The organism is Paenibacillus selenitireducens, assembly GCF_002021565.1.
GTDB classification, from domain to species: Bacteria; Bacillota; Bacilli; order Paenibacillales; family Paenibacillaceae; genus Paenibacillus_K; species Paenibacillus_K selenitireducens.
Window position 1 is genome coordinate 117,992 of the sequence record NZ_MSZX01000011.1, and the last position, 20,464, is coordinate 138,455.

Below are 20,464 nucleotides of genomic sequence, written 5' to 3' on the forward strand. Positions count from 1 at the left end.
GAAAAAGAGGAAAACAATTCTTTGTTTTATACATCAGTTTATTTGATTTCTTCCCTTTAGAGAACGCTTTCATTGCGGTAAATTAACCCTATACAAAACAAATCGAGCAGAAGGAGGGACAGTATGGAAGGTCTGATGCGCTGGCTGAAAATGGTAGGCCGCAATAAAGCATTATTACTCATGGTGCTGCCGGGTGCCGTATGGTTTCTTCTATTTTGCTATTTGCCCATGCCGGGTGCAATCATTGCCTTTAAGGATTATAAGTTCAGTACTGATGGTTTCTTGGCCAGCATTATCGAGAGCGATTGGATTGGGCTTAAGAACTTCGAATACCTGTTCAAGACGGAGGATTCTTGGATCATCGTGAGGAACACGCTGCTCTATAATGCGGTGTTCATTGTTCTTGGGACGACGCTCTCCGTGATCGTGGCGATCATTATCAGTCAAATTGCCAATAAGAAGATGGCCAAAATCTATCAAACCGGCATGTTCTTGCCGCATTTTCTCTCTTGGGTTATCGTGAGTTACTTCGTATTCAGCTTCCTAAGCGTTGACAAGGGGGTACTCAATCAATTCCTTACGTTCATTGGGGTCGACCCGGTCTTCTGGTATTCGGAAAAAGAATATTGGCCGTACATTCTGGTCTTCGTCAACCTGTGGAAAGGCGTAGGATACGGCAGCGTCATTTACTTGGCGGCGATCGTCGGGATCGACAAATCCTATTTTGAAGCGGCGATGATTGATGGGGCTAGCAAGTGGCAGCAAATTCGCAAAATTACGATTCCGATGATTACGCCGATCATTGTCATTATGTTCATTCTTGCGGTGGGCGGAATCTTCCGGGCGGACTTCGGACTCTTCTATCAGGTTCCTCGCGATACCGGCGCACTGTATCCGGTCACGAATGTTATTGATACCTTTGTATACCGAGGTTTGAAAGTGACAGGGAATATTGGGATGAGTACAGCAGCCGGCTTATACCAAGCAGTCGTAGGGTTTGTGCTTGTTATCGTCACGAATTTCATCGTGCGGAAAATTAACAAGGAACAAGCGCTCTTTTAACCACTAAAGCTCCATACGGAACGAATTGCACACGTATTCATAGAAAGGGGGGCTTCCGCTTGGATAACGGCGTTGTCGTTGAACAACACACAGGCAAACCGAACATGAAGAGGAAAAAGATGCGGGATATTCACCATCTGACACCATTCTGGAACATGATGTCTCACTTGGCGATCGGGCTGTTCTCCTTGGCCTGCGTCTATCCATTCCTGTTCGTCGTCATCATATCATTCACAGATGAGAAGGCACTTGCTAGAGACGGATATAGTTTTTTTCCGAAGCAGTGGTCCTTGGACGCGTACACGTACATCTTCAAAACGAGCGATCAATTGCTGCGCTCCTATGGTGTAACCCTCTTTATTACGGTCGTAGGAACGCTGCTCTCACTTGCTATTGTTTCGTTGTATGCTTATGCCATCTCACGAAGTTATTTTCACTTCCGCGGTTTCTTCTCGTTTATTGCTTTTTTCACGATGTTATTCGGGGGCGGTCTCGTACCTTCTTATATCGTCGTCTCGCAGGTTTTGCATTTGAAAGACACCATTTGGGCCTTGATTCTCCCCATGTGCGTGAGTGCGTTCTCGATTCTCATTATGAGGACGTTCTTCAAGACGATGGTTCCCGATGCGATCATCGAATCCGGAAAAATAGACGGGGCCGGGGAGTTTCGAGTATTCTTCTATCTGGTTCTCCCGATCTCCTTGCCCGGATTAGCGACGATCGGTCTGTTCAGCGCACTGGGGTACTGGAATGATTGGTTTAACGCATTGCTCTATATTGATGATGCCAAATTGCTTCCGCTGCAATCTTTATTGATCAAGATCGAGACGAACATTCAGTTCATTCTGCAGAATTCCGCGGTATCCGGCGGAACGGAAAGGTCCGCTATTGCTAGATCGCTGCCAGCGGAGACGACACGGATGGCCATGGTTGTGCTTGCTACCGTGCCGATTATTTTCGCGTATCCATTCTTCCAGCGTTATTTCGTGCAAGGCCTCACGATTGGCGCTGTGAAAGAGTAACTACGAATGATAGATGGAATATCAAAAGGGAGGAACAACAGAGATGAAAAAAAGTTTGCTTCTGGTATTATCCTTCGTCATGCTTGCTGCGTTTACATTAGCAGGTTGTTCAAGCAGCAAGGACAGTAAGTCCAGTGAAGGGACAGCCGATACGGGCAAAGGAACCGAGACGCAGGTACAGCAAGAGAAAAAAGAAGATCCTGTAACCCTAATCTGGTATACGATTGGCGGTCCTCAGAAAGACCAAGACAAAGTCATGACGGAAGTGAACAAATATCTCGTCGACAAAATTAACACCAAAATCGATCTGAAAGTCATTGATTGGGGCGATTACTCCCAAAAAATGCAGGTGATTGCCGCATCTGGCGAGCCGTTCGATATCGCATTCACTTCATCCTGGGCATTCAATTACGTAGAGAGCGCGAGAAAAGGGTATTTCTATGAGTTGGATCAATTGCTAGAGGAGTCCGGAAAAGGGATCAAAGAGGAATTGAATCCGGCCTTCTTGGAAGGCTCCAAAGTGAATGGGCACAACTATGCCATTCCGACGAACAAGGAGCTGCCGGCGCAAGCGGTCTGGCGCTTTAATAAAAATCTCGTCGACAAATATAAGTTAGATATTACGAAGGCGACGACGCTTGAGAGCTTGGAACCGATGCTGAAGACGGTAAAAGAGAACGAGCCGGATGTCTATCCGATTCCTTCGAACATTGGCCCGTTTTTACCTTTTGACTTCGCGTTGGAAGGGATTCCGGTCGGCGTGGCTCTAAATTCGACAGATCTCAAAATGGTGAATATTTGGGATTCTCCAGAAGCGAAGCAAGTGTTCAGCACGATGCGTAAATACTACCAAGCGGGTTATTTGCCGCCGGATGTAGCGACGAAGCAAGGGAATGAATTCGAGAAGACGGGGAAATGGCTTGTAGACAAACAGCATACCGTACCATTTGCTGATGTTTCATGGTCCGAAAGCATGCAATATCCGATTATCTCGACGCCAATCCATGAACCGCTTGTATTTAACTGGTCCGTTACAGGCTCTATGCAGGCGATCTCAGCGAAGACGAAGCATCCGAAGCAAGCGATGGAGTTCTTGAACTTATTGAATACCGATAAATTCTTGCGTAACTTGGTGAACAACGGGATAGAGGGCGTACACTACAAGAAGTTATCCGAAGGGATTTACGAGCCTATTCCTGATTCGGGTTACAGCATGCCAGCCTTTACGCTAGGCAACATGTTTTTGCTTGATAAATTGAAGAACGACCCGGCAGACAAATGGGAGCAGTACAAGAAGTTCAATGATTCAGCGAAAAACGCACCGCTTCTTGGGTTCCAATTTGACCCAACGAACGTGATGACGGAGATTGCCAATGTGAAAAACGCAGTGGATGAATTCGGTCCTTCGTTGAATACGGGCTCCGTAGATCCAGATAAGATTTTGCCGAAAGCGATTGAGAAGTTAAAAGCGCAAGGGATCGACAAAATCATCGAGGAAGCACAGAAGCAGGTTGATGCGTGGCGTGCAAGTAAATAAGGTGTAGAAGAGCCAACGTCTGAATGATTCAGACGTTGGCTTTTTTTAACTGGAGACAAACGTGCTGAAACGAATTTTCTTTGATGAGCATTGACCTTGGGATCTACATCATTCAAATGTTGTACATGCTTGGCGTTATACCAGTACGAGCCCAACTCGCTATAATGGATAAATCCACTAACTTTAGAGTTTTTGGCTCGATTTCATGAGTTATATTGGATGAATCCACTATAGATAAGCATAAATCGTCTATAGCTCCCATTTCGCGGAGGCTATACTGTAAAGATCCAATATAGGCGAACAATAAAGGTCCAACACGTCTGGTATATTGTATAAATCCAACATAGCAAGTCGAGCCCACTTCCGTGTCTCAAAGGCAAGCTTCAACAGCGGTTGGAACCCCATATCCATCCCACCCCCATGCGGGAAACGTATAGGTTTAAGCAAGGACCTGGCTATCGGCCAGGTTTTTCTTATGTCCAATATTCACGATGCCGCTTGATAAAAAATGAGTCTAAACTCCGCGTCTGGCACGGAAAAATGGATTCGACTCATAATGCCCCGCAAATTTGGTAATAATTTGATTGTCCCGGAATCTTTGGTCGCACCGGACGAACGGTACATCTTGAATAACTAATTTTCCGGAGGAAAACATGACGTATACGATAGAAAAATTGAATCAAAAAGCACGGGAACTCGCTTTACAGCATACCCCTACCCTTGCTCGATCCGAGCCCAAATACATACGCAATCAATTTGAATCAGACCTTGCGGGCTTGCGAAGTTTCGTGATTTCATTGCAAGACGTTCACGCAGGTTGCACGCAGCGTGCGGAAGAGTGGCTGCTGGATAATGCGGAGTTTATCGAAGAACAGGGATTGGATGTTAGAGAGCAAATACTTCATGGATCTCTACGATACATGCCGCAGCTTCACAAACAAGGCATCTTGCGAATTCAAGCGCTCTGTGAACATTATCTGGAACTTGCCGACGGTATTCTGCATGAGGATTCCTTCATATCTTACCTAAATGCCTATCAGGAAATATCCGCCTTAACCCTTGCAGAGACTCGATCGATCCCGCTCATGCTGCGTGTGGCCTTAGTCCATAGAATTGCCGAGACGATGCTCCTTGTTCGAGAACGTCGGGAAGTCTGTCTGGAAGTGGATCAATTCCTGTCGCGAATAGAGCCTTCCAAGCTAAATAAGGATACCGTCAATGAAGTGTTGGATGCGGCAGGGCAGACGGCTCCGTTATCAGGTCCGTGGGTTGTCCACTTGATTAGCCACCTGCGGGAATGGGCAGGGGACACCGCATTGGTCCGGGAGTGGCTGGCATGTAAATATGAGAATGGCTCCGATGACTTGGACCGAATCGTTACCTACGAACATCAGCTTCAGGCGACCTACCAAGTAACTGCCGGGAATCTGATTACGAGCCTGCGTCATAATGAGCGTCGGGATTGGGAGGAGTTCTTCGAAAGAATTAGCTTGCTCGACCGTACACTTCGTGAAGACGGTACAGGCGTCTATCCTCAAATGGATGCTTCCAGCCGCCATGCCGTCCTTAACCGCGTAGCGCATTTGGCGCACCGGATGCGTGTGCCGGAAAGCTTGATCGCAAGTCAAGCCGTAGCACTGGCGAAGGAAGCGCACGAAGGCGTACATGGAGTTCACGAGCAGGCACCTAACCTGCCGCAGGAAGAGCCTAATTCGCTACTCCCTCGACCGACGTTTGCTGCCTATTATGTATTTGAGCCGGCGGGGACACGTAAGCTTGTTCAATCGCTTCGGCAATGCAGTCATCCTCGACGCATGCCCAGCGTGGGGATGAAACAGCAAGCAGGCAAGACGTATTTTGCTTCATATCTCGCGATATTCGTGATTCTTCTCTTGATCGTTTCGATCTGGATTGGCAGCGGACAGGGCATCTCGCCGCTTGGATGGATCGCGATCGTGCTTGGGGTGGCGTTACCTGTGAGCGAATGGGTCATGACGGGGCTTCATTTCGCAATTGAACGCACCTGCCAGCCAAGACCTTTGCTCCGGTATGACTTTTCGAATGGCGTGCCGCATGACGCGAGCACGATGGTTGTCATCCCGACCATCTGGTCTTCGATCGAAGAAGTGAGGGAGCTGGCTGACCGATTGGAAATTCATTATTTGGCGAATCGGGATGCGAACATTCATTATGCGCTATTAGGTGATTTTACCGATGCCGCAGAAGAGAAATTGGCACAGGACGAGGTGGTCATCGCTTTTGCCAAGGAGCAGATTAGCGCGCTGAACCGGATGTATGGCGGGGATGGAGGGACGACCTTTCACTTGTTCCAACGCCGCAGGCAATGGAATGCGCGAGAAGGTGTGTTCATGGGTTGGGAGCGCAAGCGTGGCAAATTGGTCGAATTCGTCGAACTGTTGCAAGGCAACCAAGAAACCAGCTACGACGTGATGTCAGGCGATGCTAGTGTTCTGCGGACGATTCGCTATATTATAACGCTGGATGCGGACACACAGCTTCCGATGGGGAGCGCGCAGCGAATGATTGGAACGATGCATCTTCCGTTCAATCGTCCCCGGCTGAATCCAGCGCGAACACGGGTCATTGAAGGTTACGGCGTACTGCAACCGCGGATTAGCGTCAGCCATGAGTCTGCCATGCGGTCGAAATTAGCTTATTTCTGGTCAGAACCGGGAATGGACCCGTATGCATTTGCAGCTTCGGATCCCTATCAGGATTTATTCGCCCAAGGAATTTTCACGGGCAAGGGGATTTTTGATGTGGACGTATTTGCCGAGCTGCTGTGTGAGCGGATTCCGGAGAATGCCGTTCTTAGTCACGATTTGCTGGAGGGTGGCTTCCTGCGGGCCGGGTTACTGTCGGACATGGAGCTTATTGACGATCATCCGTCCACGTTCATGGCCTATCAAAAGCGCATGCATCGTTGGGTGCGGGGGGATTGGCAGCTGCTATGCTGGTTATACACAAAAGTATGTGACCGGCGAGGAACGCTGAAACCTATTGATTTATCTTTTCTCACCCGATGGCAAATCATCGATAATTTGCGACGGAGTCTGCTTCCGATCGCTTATTTCTTCCTATTGGCACTTGCAGTCTCGGTACTGCCGGGTTCCCCTTGGCGATGGGTGACCCTGGTGATGCTTACGCTGCTCATTCCTGTGATTCGACAGATCTTCATATTGCGAAACAATCTTACGCATCCAAGAAGATTTCTATCAACTTTTACCCATGTGTTGATCGATATATGGACCTTGCCGTTTCAAACGGTTGTCCTGCTTGATGCTGTGGGTAAGACGCTGTATCGCCTAATGATCAGCAAGAAGCGGATGTTGGAATGGACATCTTCTTTTCATGTGGAGCGAAGCAAAAATCGTCAAGCGGCGATCCTGCATGCCCGCGGCGGTTATGTCCTCATCGTGCTGTTTGCGATCGCGGCGTTCATGCAGCCGTTATCATCGCTAAGATGGACAGGACTTGCGCTTAGTCTGTTCTGGGCTTTCGCTCCACTCGCCATTCGCTGGTTGGATCAGCCGGTGGAACAACAGGATGAATCGATCGCCCCGGCAGAGCAGGAACAATTGCGGGCTTTGGCAGAGCAAATCTGGACGTTCTACGAGGATTATGCGGGGGAGGAAGACCATTACTTGCCGCCGGATAATGTTCAATACGATCCGCCGAATGGCGTAGCCCATCGAACCTCGCCGACGAATATTGGGTTCTTGCTCACGGCTGCTCTCGCTGCTCGGGATTTCGGATTTATTACAACGCATGAACTTGTTGAGCGGTTGGAACGCACCGTGCAGACGATTGAACGATTGGATAAGTGGCAGGGTCATCTATATAACTGGTACGATACCTTGTCACTTAAGACTTTGCCGCCAGCTTATGTATCTACGGTGGACTCCGGTAATTTCGTCGCCAGCTTGATGACAGTCAAGCAAGGATTAACTCGTTGGTTGAGGGAAGATGTCTCACAGCAACGACGGAGAGATACCGGATTTTATGCAGGCATGCATGCGGAATTCGCTGTTGAGCTTGATAAGACGATGCCAGATGAGATCGCACGAAATCGCGTGGAAGAACTGAAAGATGCGGGCCGTTCCGATGTTGATCCTACGGAATCTTCACCGTCTGCACCCGTAATGCCTATGGCATGGGAGACGCAAGGGTACGCATTATTAGACCGGCTGGAGATGCTGATCACGTCGACGGATTTCCACTCGCTCTATGACCATAAGGCGAAGTTGTTCGTGTTAGGTTTTCACGCTGCATCGGGTCAACGGGATAACATTCTCTACGATCTTCTCGCCTCGGAAGCTAGACAGACAAGCTTCGTTGCGATTGCGTTAGGCCAGATTTCGGTCTCCCATTGGATGGCCCTCGGGCGGACCGTTAAGCGACAAGGGCAACATCCGACGCTGGTATCCTGGTCCGGCACGATGTTCGAATACATGATGCCATGGCTTACGATGCGCACCTATCGAAATACGATCTGGGAGAGTACCTATCGCGGGGCTGTGAAGCGCCAAATCGACTATGCGCGCGAGCGAGGAGTTCCCTTTGGCATTTCGGAATCCGGCTATTATGCGTTCGACTATCAGATGAATTATCAATACCGTGCCTTTGGCGTGCCGGGTCTCGGGTTCAAACGCGGTCTGGAGGAGGATTTGGTCGTTGCTCCTTATGCGACGGTCATGGCGCTTCCTTTTGCATTGCATGCAGGCATGGAGAATCTGCGACAGATGGAGGAGCTTGGAGCCCGAGGGAAATACGGTTATTATGAGGCCATTGACTTCACCTCGGGGAGAATGCCGAAGGGTGAATCATGCAAAGTGATTCGCAGCTTTATGGCGCACCACCAAGGCATGAGTCTGCTTACGCTTGCCAATCTGCTGCTGCCAACCAAAATGTACGACTATTTTCATCAAGACAAACGCGTGAAGGCCGCTGAACTGCTCTTAATTGAACGTATTCCTCCTCGCGAATCCGTCTTGGATCGGGAATTATCGGCTAAAGCACGCAAAGCACAACCGGCACCTGCCCATGTGGGACCCATCCGTGAATTTAGCTCGGCGGATACACCGGTACCGGAAGTAAACGTGCATTCGAATGGATCATTCACGACGGTCGTAAGCAATAGCGGCAGCGGGTTTATCCGTTATCAAGGGATGTCCGTAACCCGTTGGCGAGAAGATGCGGTGCTGGATCCCTGGGGCAGCTATATGTACATTCGAGATGTTACGCTGGATAAGTTATGGTCCCCGACGTTCCAACCTTGCCGCGTGCGGGCAGAGAAACAGCGCGTGAAGTTCCTGCAGGATCGCACGGCTTTTGAACGAGAAAACGATGGGATTGCAACGCTGTTGGAAATTACGGTATCTCCCGAATCGAATGCAGAAATTCGGAAGCTCACATTAACGAATAAAGGGAGCGAGGCCCGAATTCTAGAAGTGACGACGTTCGTCGAGATTGCACTTGCAGCTCCGGACGCGGATAAGGCGCATCCGGCTTTTACGAAGTTATTCGTTCAGACGGAATTTGATCAGGCTGATGCATGTTTGTTAGCGCGTAAGCGCCCCCGCAACGAAGGAGAGAAATCGATCTGGGCGTTCCATACGCTGACAACGGACGGCAGCACGCTTGGTCCGATGGAATTCGAATCGGATCGAGCAGGTTTTATCGGCAGAGGGCATACCTTAGCGAAGCCGAAGGGCATTGAATCCCGCTTAGCCGGTACGGTGGGTTCCGTAGCTGATCCTGCCTTTGTGATGCGACGGCGGTTACGCCTCGAACCTGGGGAACACGTGCATTTGAATGCAGTAACGGGTGTGGCTGAATCCAGGGACGATGCCATTGCGATGGCAACGAATTTATCGCAAGCCGAACAAGCCGAGAGAACCTTCCAGCTTGCTTGGACCCGTAACCAAATTGAATTGCAGCATTTGCACATTTCCTTGGCGGATTTAGCCGTCTATCAAGTCCTAGCCGGGCGAGCGTTGTATACGGCGCCGCTTCGCCCAGAACAAGCGGAAGGTATTGCAGCGAATGTGAAGGGTCAACAAGGGTTATGGGCCCATGGTGTTTCCGGTGACCGCCCCATCGTCATGGTCCGGATCGGAGACATCGCGAATATAAGCTTCATGAACAAGCTTCTCAGCGGGTATGCATACTTGCGTGGGAAAGGGCTCGCGTTCGATCTCGTCGTTCTGAATGAATCGGCAGAAGGATATCAGCAGGACTTGCGCGATGGTCTGGTCCGGATGGGAGAACAGCTGATGGGAGGACAGGCGGGGATCTACATCGTGCCAGCTTCCTCGCTGTCCGAAGAAGATACCTCCTTATTATTCGCGGTATCACGCGTTATTCTTCGGGCAGATGGACCGAGTCTACGGGCTCAGCTCCAAGTACCTCGGCCTCGCCGCTCGCATGAACCGCCGTTGCTGACGGCGAAGTTTCCTGCGAATCGATTCCCGTCGAGCATCACGAGCGAACCGAAGGATCTGTTGTTCTACAACGGTTCGGGAGGCTTCACACCTGACGGCAGAGAGTATCATATTGTGCTGAAGAAGGGGCACCATTTGCCAGCTCCTTGGATTAATGTGATGGCTAATCCGAGATTTGGGTGTCTAACGTCGGAATTGTACACGGGTTATACGTGGTGGCGCAATAGCCGGGAGTGTAAGCTTACGCCTTGGTCGAACGATCCGGCATTAGATCCGCCTGGCGAAATATGCTATCTGCGGGACGAAAACAGCGGTGAGTTCTGGCAGATGGTACCGTCCCGAGGGGATGATCCGTTGACTTACTTGGTGTCCTATGGCAGAGGGTATACGCGATATGAACATGAAAGCCATGGTCTCCAGCAGGAAATGACCGTATTCGTTCCGGTCGATGATCCGGTCAAAGTCATTCAATTACGCTTGCGTAACACGACGGAAGAACAGCGGCATTTGTCCATGACGTATTACGCCGAATGGGTGCTCGGGGTACACAGGGAAGGGAATACCGCATATTTGGTGACCGATTGGGACGAATCGGAAGCGATGCTTCTTGCACGTAATGCCTATCAAGAGACGTTCCGGGATGCAACGGCATTCCTAGCCGTTCATTCGCAGACAGAGGACAGCTTGGATACACCTCCGATAACTTCATGGACAGTGGACCGCCAAGCCTTTATCGGTCGAAATGGAACGCTGGAACATCCTGACGCCATGAACCGGGTTCATCTCTCGGGAGACACCGGGCCAACCTATGACGCTTGCGGCGCGGTTCAGACGAAGATCGTAATAGAGCCAGGGCAGGAACGTATCATGTACTTCTTGCTAGGATGCGAGGATTCGGCAGCGTCTGCTGGGGATCTTGTACGCAAATATCGGGAACCTCATGCATGCGAACAAGCCTTGGAGGAGGTGCGGAAATTCTGGGATGGGATTCTGGATACCATTACGGTATCCACGCCATCGCCTGAGATGGATGTCTTGCTGAATAACTGGCTGCTCTACCAGAATCTATCCTGCCGGATGTGGGCACGCACTGCCTTCTATCAAGCGGGGGGCGCCTTCGGCTTCCGCGATCAGCTCCAGGATTCGCTTGCGATGCTGCATAGTCGGCCAGATCTGACGAGGGCTCAAATTCTGCTTCATGCCTCTCACCAATATGATGAGGGGGACGTGCAGCACTGGTGGCATGAAGAGACGCATCGAGGAATTCGTACGCGGTTCTCCGATGATTTACTCTGGTTGCCTTACGCCGTGCTGCGGTATCTCGAACATACGGAGGACGAGAGCATTCTAAGTGAGAGTGTTCCGTTCCTTCATAGTGATCCACTTGGTGAAGATGAGCATGAACGTTATGAAGAAACGGTCTTATCTGGGGAGGAAGGGACCGTTCTCGAACATTGCCTGCGCGCTTTAGATCGAAGCATGCGATTCGGTGAACATGGCTTGCCGTTAATGGGGATCGGCGACTGGAACGATGGGATGAGTCTAATCGGTCCGAAAGGACGTGGGGAAAGCGTATGGCTCGGCTGGTTCCAGGGCTATGTCTTGCAAGGGATTGCTGATCTATGTGAACGCCGCGGCGACACCTCCCGAGCGCAGCGTTACCTTGAAGCACATGCGAAGTTAAAGGATTCGCTGAATGAATCAGGGTGGGACGGTCAGTGGTATCGACGGGCATTCACGGATGGCGGGCAATGGCTCGGCTCCATTCATAATGAAGAATGCCGGATCGATTCGATTGCGCAGTCGTGGTCTGTCATTTCCGGTATGGGTCAGGATGAACGAGCGAAGCAAGCCATGCGGTCGTTCGACCGCGAGCTGGTGAACCGCAGCTTGTCTCTCGCCCATATTCTGACGCCGCCGTTCGATAAGACAGACCCCAGTCCGGGTTATATTCAGGGCTACCCTCCCGGCATTCGGGAGAATGGCGGGCAATATACGCATGGCGTCATCTGGAGCATTGTGGCTTGGAGCCGGCTTGGCGAAGGGAACAAAGCCTTTGAGTTGTTCCACATGTTCAACCCGATCATGCATACCAGAACCTCCACGGAAGTTCAGCAATACGTCGGCGAACCTTATGTCATGGCCGCGGATGTCTATTCCGAGCAACCCCATCCGGGTCATGCCGGATGGACGTGGTACACCGGAGCATCTGGCTGGATGTATCAGGCAGGGATAGAATGGATTATCGGACTGCGGCGCCGCGGTGACCGATTGTATATCCAGCCTTGCATACCGACGGATTGGCCGGGATTCACGGCGACCTATCGCTATGGGAATACCGAATACCGTATTACCGTTAATAATCCATCGCATAAGTCCGGCGGGCTTACTGCGCTATCGGTAGACGGGCAGGATATAGATTTGCGTGAGCGTTCCGGTGTGGAAGGATCCTATGTTCAACTGCGGGATGATCATCGGGTCCATGAGGTCGTGTTAACCTTGTAATAGAAATGCAGGACAAAGGCTGTCAGCGTGGCATCGTATGCTTCGCTGGACAGCCTTTTTGGTGCGTGCGTATTCATGCACTTAATCATACTTATCTTCATCCATACGAACGATATGATCCACGATGAATTCCGCCTCGGTCTCAAAATTCAACACCAATGGCGATGGCAGCTGATTCATAATGTCTTGGATCATCGGCAGATCCAGGAACTGATCGAGTGCCCCCGGCTGTTCTTCAAGTTCGTCATACCATGCCCGGATCGCATCGATCAAGGCATAGAAAGAAGCCTCGAATTGTTCTGCCGTCGATTCGGATTCCTCTTGTTCGGATGCAGCCATCGATTTCCAATGCGATAACGCGTGGTCTAATGCTTGTTTAACGTTTGCGTTCATACCCATCACCTCCGGATTCGTTTCGATGAGATCTGATCTGTTACCAACTAGTATAGCATCCTGTCGATACCTTAAAAAATCACCAGCCGACAACAAATCAAGCCATGGAGCATTGGGCCCTAGATCAGTACTATGGAGGTAAGAAGTGGAAAAATCGCATGTACAAGCAAAGGAGGATCGCGATGGCTACGAAACCAGAGACGGCAGGTCGCATGCCGGGAGGGATGCATCGGGGGAGGAAGGAGGGGAGCCGAACATTCCGGCAGATGTGGAAATATAAGGCCCTGTACCTGATTTCCATCCCGGGAATTCTGTATTTTTTGATCTTTAAATATATTCCGCTCGGCGGCTCGGTCATTGCCTTTCAGGATTACAATATTTTTAAAGGGTTTACGGGGAGTGAATGGGTAGGTTTTGCGCACTTCGCTGCCATGTTCGAGCATTATGATTTCTTGCGGATTTTGAAAAATACGGTGTTGATCGGCATTTATGATCTGGTGATCGCTTTTCCCGCGCCAATCGTCTTGGCCATCCTATTGAATGAATTACGCCTGATCGTGTTTAAGCGAATTCTGCAGACCGTGGTCTACATGCCGCATTTCCTATCCTGGGTTGTCATCGCAGGAATGTCCGTGGCCATTCTTTCACCGACGACAGGGGTGTTGAATCAATTTTTAGGATTCTTCGGGATCGAACCGCTGTATTTTCTGGGGGATAATTCATATATTCGCAGCGTACTCGTGGGTTCAGGCATGTGGAGGGATGCAGGGTACGGCACGATTCTATACCTCGCTGCGCTTGCGGGCATTAACCCTGAATTATATGAAGCAGCGCAAATGGATGGGGCGAACCGGTGGAAGCAGACCCTTCGAATTACGCTACCGGCGCTCATTCCGACCATCATGATTCTCTTTTTACTGCATATGGGCAAATTTTTGGATTTTGGGTTCGAACGCGTGTGGGTATTCTTGAATGCGCTGAATACGGAAAATGGTGAAATTTTGGATACGTATATTTATCGAGCCGGTTTATTATCGCAGCAATACAGTTATACGACAGCGGTGGGAATCTTCAAATCTCTTGTAGGACTGGTGCTTGTCATGGTAGGGAATTATTTGAGCAAAAAGTCGACAGGCGAGGGTCTATATTAAGGAGGGATGTTGAATGAACCGCAGAATGTCAAAAGGATATCAGGTCTTTAATATACTTAACTTGTTCTTCTTGTCTCTCCTTGGACTGATCATGTTCTTACCGTTCCTGAATGTCATTGCGCAATCCTTCAGCTCGTCGGAAGCTATTACTTCGGGGAAGGTAAGCTTCTGGCCTGTAGATTTTACGTGGATTAATTATAGCTATGTATTTAGCGATGTCTCCATCTGGCGTGCCTTTGGCGTCTCCGTATTCATAACGGTGGTGGGGACCCTGATCAATTTGATCGCGACGGCAACGCTTGCCTATCCCGTATCTCGACAGGAATATATCGGCAGGCGTATGATTGTCTTGCTTGTCCTCGTTACGATGATTTTCAGTGCGCCGCTCATTCCGAATTTCCTGCTGATGAAGAACTTGCACTTGATGAACACGCCATGGGCGATGATTCTTCCGGGCGCGATCAGTGCGTTTAATTTTTTCGTAATGCATTCATTTTTCAAGCAACTACCGCTCGAAGTGATCGATTCAGCAAGAATAGACGGTTGCGGGGAATTGCGAATGATGAGCAGCATGGTGGCTCCGTTATCGAAGCCGGTGATGGCGTCTCTAGGTATTTTTTATGCGGTGGGACACTGGAATGCCTATATGAGCGCACTGTATTATATTGATCAACCGAAATGGTGGCCGCTGCAGGTGAAGCTGAAGAAGATGTTCGAGACGGACGATATCAGCATTGATCCGGGTGCTTCACAATTCAGCGATTTGGCGCATACGTCGCCGGAAGGCATTAAGATGGCCACGATTATCATTGCGACGCTGCCGATTATTATGATTTATCCGTTTTTGCAGAAGCATTTCGTGAAAGGGCTTACGCTCGGTGCCGTGAAATCTTAAAAAATGACAGGTAGACATGAAGTTGCAACCTCACGGTCTTTCAAATTTTAGCGATACAATCATCTTGCAAATGACAGCATGATCGACGAACTTCATTTTTTTAGAAAAGAGGGATTGTGTGAAAAAATGGGTAAGCTTGGTGCTGACTTGTGTCTTGGCTGTTGGTTTTCTTGCAGCATGTACGGGTAAAGATGAATCCGTTAAGGGGGAAGACAAGGGTAATACACCGGCGGAGGGAAAGACGGAGACTGCGAATGAGGTAACGAAGTTCTCCATTTCCCTGCGGACATTGAACTTCGGGCATGTCGAGAAATCGCCGGATATCAATGCAGATAAGTGGGTGAAGAAGCTCGAAGAACTCACAAATGCGGATTTGGATATTCGTCTGGTACCGCACAAGGAATACGAGCAGAAGATGGCTCAAATGTTCGCCACCAATGAGATTCCTGATGTGGTTCAGGGGCAGGGGGGCGTCACAGGTAAGGAGATGGCTGGTTCCGTGGAAGCTGGCGTGTTCATGCCGCTGGATGATTTGCTGCAGCAATACGGCCCGAATCTATTGAAAAAAATCCCAAAAGATGCTTGGAATCGGATGACATATCAGGGTAAAATTTATGGTATACCCGAGTGGCTCGGGAACCCATCCCGACGGGCAACTTGGATTCGTAAAGATTTATTAGATAAAGTGGGATTGCCTGTACCGAAGACCGTCGACGAGTATATGGATGTGTTGCGTGCATTCAAGAAATTAGGGGTAGAGAATCCGTATATGGGTCGTCAAGATTTCAAATATGCAGATACGTTCTTCGGGGCCTATGATGTGTTCCCGTACTTGAACCAATTCGAGGAAGTCGATGGCCAAGTGCAGCCGAAATTCCTGGATGCCGAGCATATGATGCAGGCCCTGACAACCTATAAGACGATGTATAACGAAGGTTTGATTCATAAAGAATTCGCGACGATCAACCCGACGACCTTCAAGAATACGATTCTGGCGGGCAAAGCGGGCATGTGGTCCATGAATGCGAACGAACTGATTCAATGGGAGACACAGCTGAAGCAGACGGTACCGGATGCGAAGCTTGAGATTATCCCGTCTCCGACAGGGCCTGATGGGAAGGGCGGTTATTATATGTATGGCGATGTAGCGCGGGCCTACTTCATTAACGCGAAATATAAGCAGCCGGAGAAAATTATCCGATTCTTCGATTGGATGCTGTCGGATGAAGCAGAGAAGTTCTTCACCTTCGGCGTCGAAGGGGAGACGTTCACGATGAACGGCGACCAGATGGATTACAAGCAGCCGACGGATTCACAGGCCGTGGACGAGGAGCGTTACCGTCAAGCTTTCTTATGGCTTATCCAAGATACGACGTACAATAAAGGCTCACTAAGCTTAACGGAAGAAGGCAAGAATTTGATGAGCGTGTTCGATAACATTCTCGCGAATGAAGGCCGTGACGGGATTGAATTCGAACCTAGATTGGAAGCGCTTAAAAAGAACCCGGATATCACACCGTTGTCCGATACGCCTCCGTCCGTATTGATTTCACATATGGTGAAGATGGTCTATGGCCAAGAACCGATCGAAAATTGGCCGAAGGTAATTGAAGAGTGGAAGTCTAAGGGCGGCAACGATGTTTTGAAAGAAGCAAATGAGAAGTTCCAGAAGAAAGAGGGCGTATTCCTGCCTCGCAGATAAATTTGAACGTTAAGTTAAGCACATCCCCTGTTGAAATATGAAATCGAGAGGAGCTGTTCCACGGATGTATCGGATTCTAATCGTTGACGACGAGCCCATGATTCTTAAAGGTTTAAGGATATTCATTCAGCAATACGGCCTGAGCATCTCATCGATCCGCTTGGCGTCGAACGGTCAAGAGGCCTTGACAGCCATGGAGGAAGAGCTCCCCGATTTCGTATTCACGGATATTCGCATGCCCGTTATGGACGGTCTTGCCTTATGCGAAAAAATTGCCGAGCTGGATTCATCGATTCAGACGGTGGTCATCTCGGGATATGACGATTTTACATATGCGCAGGCATCCATGAGTTATGGGGTTAAGGAGTATTTGTTGAAGCCGGTAGGCAAACGTCAGCTGCATGAGACGCTCCATAAGCTTGTCCAGCGGGCTGAGCGAATCCAGCCGGTCGCGGCGTATTTATCGGTGGCGAAGATGGATGAGTGGTTAGTGCGGTTCGAGCAGGCGATTTATTATATGGACCATGTTCAGACATTGGAGTTGATTCAGGTTTGGGAGCAGGAAATCACTGCCTATCGCATGCAGGATCGCCAGAAGAATGAAATGCTGGAGGAGTTCCATGGTTTACTCATGAAGAAGCTGAAGGCGCGGGATGTGAACATTGCGTTGGAGACCCGGCTGCATCTCGAAGATACGTTGACGTTCGCGGCTGCTTATCGTGTTTTTGCAAGCAGTATTCATCAGAAGCTCGACTGCCTGTATAAGAAGCGAAAAGGGAAGCCGAAGGATCCGATCGAAGAGGCGAAATTTTATATCGAGAAAAACTTGGCAAGTGAAGTATCCCTCGAGGAAGTAGCGGATCTGCTGGGGCTTCATCCGAATTATTTCAGCGTTATGTTCAAGCAAATGACCGGTGAGACGTTCGTGCAGTACCGTACGAAACGCCGTATGGAGTATGCCAAGCGCATGCTCAGCGAGGAACAGCATCGAATTACAGACATTTCTTATGCCGTAGGGTATGCCGACCATTCCAACTTTACGAAGACGTTCAAGAAATACGAGGGCATATCGCCTTCGGAATACCGTCAGAAGCTCGGGATCTAATGTTCCGGCGCAGCATATCACACCGTATTTTTGGATATTTCATGATATTAATTATTATTTCGCTATCGGTGGTCGGCACCATTACGTACGTGCAATCTTCGAAGCTGCTGGATCGGCAGTTAGAACGGTATTTGTCGCAAATGATTACGCATGCTGCCTATCATACGGATCTGTATTTACAGACCTTCGATAATGCCAGCAAAACCATCTTGTCCGATCGCGACGTGCTCAAATTCGTCGAGATGGATCCAAATGACAGCTATCAATATTATGAATTGTCGCAGCGGATACAGAGCAAAGTATTCGATTCGGCTTTTATTATCTATCCGCAGATCGATTTAATTTATGTCATTAATCAAGACGGAAAAGCGATCACAACCAAAGATATCTTCCAAGAGGAGGTCAAGGACTATACCTCTTATTATCATTTGGTCGAGAAAAATTTGCCCAAAGACGGGTCCGGCGCGATCATTAATTCGGCTACGGTAGCTCCTGGCGATGATCAGTATATTACCTTTATACGCCGGGTACGCGGGATTATCTCGCATCATCCCAGAGGGATTCTAGGCATGAAGCTGAACACCAAGGAAATCTCGAAACTCTGGGGCCAAATGGACCTCGGAGAGAAGGGCTATTCATTCATTGTGGACAGCAAGGGGAATTTCGTAGATAAGCCTAGTGAAATTAAGACGGATGATTATATGAATGAGGAGATTAAAGCGAAGCTGCTCTCGGGGACGCAAGATACCTTTACGGCTAAAGTAGGTGGCGAGAAACGGATGTACGTCTCCCAGTCTCTGCATGCAGCCGACTGGCATATGGTGATCTCCGTGCCAATCAAGGAGCTGCGCGAGCCCATTCTGAACATCCGATATACAACGGTAATCGCTGGAGCAGTTACATTACTGATAGCCCTATGGATTGCCGGCAGATTCGGCAAATCTCTCGTTCAACCGCTGAAGAAGCTTGTTCGCCACATGCGCATGATGGAGAAAGGCGAATGGCAGACCATCGACGATGATGAACGACAGGATGAGTTCGGATTCCTGATTCGAAATTACAATATTATGTTGACCCGGTTAACGGAAATGATTGAGCGGGTCTATGAAGCAGAACTCAAGTCGCAGAAGACGGAGCTGAATTTGCAGAAGATTGCATTAGAGCAGCATAAAGCAGAGTTTCAAGCGCTTCAGCTGCAGATTAACCCGCATTTTCTCTATAACACGCTGGAGACGATTAAATGCTACGCCGTTGTGCAGGATTCTGAAGAAATTATGGATATGGTCGAAGCGATGGCAGCGATGCTGCGGTATGCGATCCAGACGAATCTGCGCGAAATCACCGTCGTGAATGAGCTGAAGCATGTCTTGAATTATATGACCATACTGAAGCATCGGACGCAGCGGGATTTCGAATTGGACGTGGATATCCCGCCGGCCCTGCTGCTTCATAAGATGGTGCGATTAACGTTGCAGCCTTTAATTGAGAACATGTTCCAGCATGCGTTTCCCGACGGCATTCAAGCGCATCATCGGATTCGTATTGTTGCATCGGTTCAAGGGGAAGGGTTTCGGATTATGGTTGAAGATAACGGCGCAGGAATGACGGAAGCGCAGCTGCAATCCGTGCGTGAGAAGCTGCAGTTGAATCAATTAGCCGAGGCGGATTCCCACACCATCTATCATAAAGGTGGGCTTGGACTCATGAATGTGCACCGTCGGATTCAAATGGTCTACGGCGAGGTCTATGGACTCGCCATTGAGAGTATAGCTGAACAAGGTACGAGGATTACGATGTCTTTGCCGTTGGACGGCACTATTATATGCACTTATGAGGAGAGAGTAGGATGACGATAGATCTTCATGGCAAAATCGCGCTTGTAACCGGTTCGAGCTCAGGCATTGGCCGAGATATTGCAAAGACTCTTGCATCTGCCGGTGCGCAGGTAGCTGTTCATTTTCGGAGTAAGAGAGAACAAGCGGAAGCGGTGGTTCAGGAAATTACGGATGCAGGGGGAAAGGCTGCGGCTTTCTATGCCGATGTCACGCATGTGGATGAGATGGCGGCGATGGTGGAGTCGATTGAAGCAACCTTCGGGGGGAGCATCGGGATTCTGGTGAACAATGCGGGGAACTTGGTGAAGCGGGTACAGAACGAGGACATGAGCGAAGAGCACTACAACCAAGTCATGGACGTGAATTTGAAGTCATGCGTCTTTCTCAGCAAATTAGTTATTCCAGGCATGAGGCGTCAAGGTTCGGGTAAAATCATTCAGTTGACGTCCGTGGCGGCACATGACGGAGGCGGGCCCGGGGCATCGATCTATGCGGCCAGCAAAGCTGCTGTTATCTCGTATTCCAAGGGATTAGCGAAGGAACTTGCGCCCGATCACGTAAATGTAAATTGTATATCGCCCGGCTTTATCGGACAGACCGCATTTCATGACACCTTTACGTCAAATGAGGGGCGTACAGCAACAGTCGCAAGAATTCCGTTGGGGAGAGAAGGAACGCCGCAGGATGTCGCGGATACGGCATTATATTTGGCATCCTCTCTATCTAATTATGTGACTGGAGAGACCATTGAAGTGAACGGCGGATTATTCATGCGATAAGTTGGATGAAAAAG

At 49.5% G+C, this 20,464-nt stretch carries 11 protein-coding genes; 10 read left to right on the forward strand and 1 reads right to left on the reverse strand.

Translation table 11 applies throughout. The features are described 5' to 3' along the window. The first annotated feature begins 123 nt into the window (after window positions 1-123). From BVG16_RS24365 to BVG16_RS24380, 4 genes are all read left to right on the forward strand, one after another. Complete coding sequence (locus tag BVG16_RS24365) at window positions 124-1,062, forward strand: ABC transporter permease (RefSeq protein WP_078501806.1); 939 nt, start codon at window positions 124-126, stop codon at window positions 1,060-1,062. Window positions 1,063-1,166: 104 nt separating this feature from the next. Beyond that, on the forward strand, window positions 1,167-2,084 hold the full coding sequence (locus tag BVG16_RS24370; RefSeq protein WP_078501913.1) for a carbohydrate ABC transporter permease: 918 nt from the start codon (window positions 1,167-1,169) through the stop codon (window positions 2,082-2,084). 43 nt (window positions 2,085-2,127) lie between these two features. Further along, entirely contained in the window at window positions 2,128-3,621 is a 1,494-nt protein-coding gene (locus tag BVG16_RS24375) for an ABC transporter substrate-binding protein (RefSeq protein WP_078501807.1), read from the forward strand. Between the two features lie 653 nt (window positions 3,622-4,274). After that, entirely contained in the window at window positions 4,275-12,590 is an 8,316-nt protein-coding gene (locus BVG16_RS24380) for a GH36-type glycosyl hydrolase domain-containing protein (RefSeq protein ID WP_078501808.1), read from the forward strand. An 81-nt stretch (window positions 12,591-12,671) separates the two neighbouring features. Here BVG16_RS24380 and BVG16_RS24385 read toward each other — a convergent pair whose 3' ends face one another. Beyond that, entirely contained in the window at window positions 12,672-12,983 is a 312-nt protein-coding gene (locus BVG16_RS24385; RefSeq protein WP_078501809.1) for a hypothetical protein, read from the reverse strand. 224 nt (window positions 12,984-13,207) lie between these two features. On the opposite strand from BVG16_RS24385, the gene BVG16_RS24390 reads away from it, so the two are divergent. The 6 genes from BVG16_RS24390 to BVG16_RS24415 all read left to right on the forward strand — a co-directional run bounded on the left by BVG16_RS24390 (window position 13,208) and on the right by BVG16_RS24415 (window position 20,450). Then, the gene (locus BVG16_RS24390) at window positions 13,208-14,134 is read left to right on the forward strand and encodes an ABC transporter permease (protein WP_408635381.1); all 927 of its coding nucleotides are present in this window, start codon (window positions 13,208-13,210) and stop codon (window positions 14,132-14,134) included. A 13-nt stretch (window positions 14,135-14,147) separates the two neighbouring features. Continuing rightward, window positions 14,148-15,029 (forward strand): carbohydrate ABC transporter permease, encoded by an 882-nt coding sequence (locus tag BVG16_RS24395; RefSeq protein WP_078501811.1) that lies wholly within the window; start codon window positions 14,148-14,150, stop codon window positions 15,027-15,029. Window positions 15,030-15,147: 118 nt separating this feature from the next. Next, window positions 15,148-16,731: an extracellular solute-binding protein gene (locus tag BVG16_RS24400; RefSeq protein WP_078501812.1), complete on the forward strand. Its 1,584-nt coding sequence runs from the start codon at window positions 15,148-15,150 to the stop codon at window positions 16,729-16,731. 64 nt (window positions 16,732-16,795) lie between these two features. Continuing rightward, window positions 16,796-17,836, forward strand: a complete 1,041-nt coding sequence (locus tag BVG16_RS24405; protein ID WP_078501813.1) for a response regulator — start codon at window positions 16,796-16,798, stop codon at window positions 17,834-17,836. Window positions 17,837-17,877: 41 nt separating this feature from the next. After that, window positions 17,878-19,686 (forward strand): cache domain-containing sensor histidine kinase, encoded by a 1,809-nt coding sequence (locus BVG16_RS24410; RefSeq protein ID WP_158081779.1) that lies wholly within the window; start codon window positions 17,878-17,880, stop codon window positions 19,684-19,686. Continuing rightward, window positions 19,683-20,450, forward strand: coding sequence for an SDR family NAD(P)-dependent oxidoreductase (locus tag BVG16_RS24415; RefSeq protein WP_078501815.1), 768 nt, complete (start codon window positions 19,683-19,685; stop codon window positions 20,448-20,450). The genes BVG16_RS24410 and BVG16_RS24415 overlap by 4 nt, the downstream gene beginning before the upstream one ends. The last annotated feature ends 14 nt before the right edge of the window (window positions 20,451-20,464 follow it).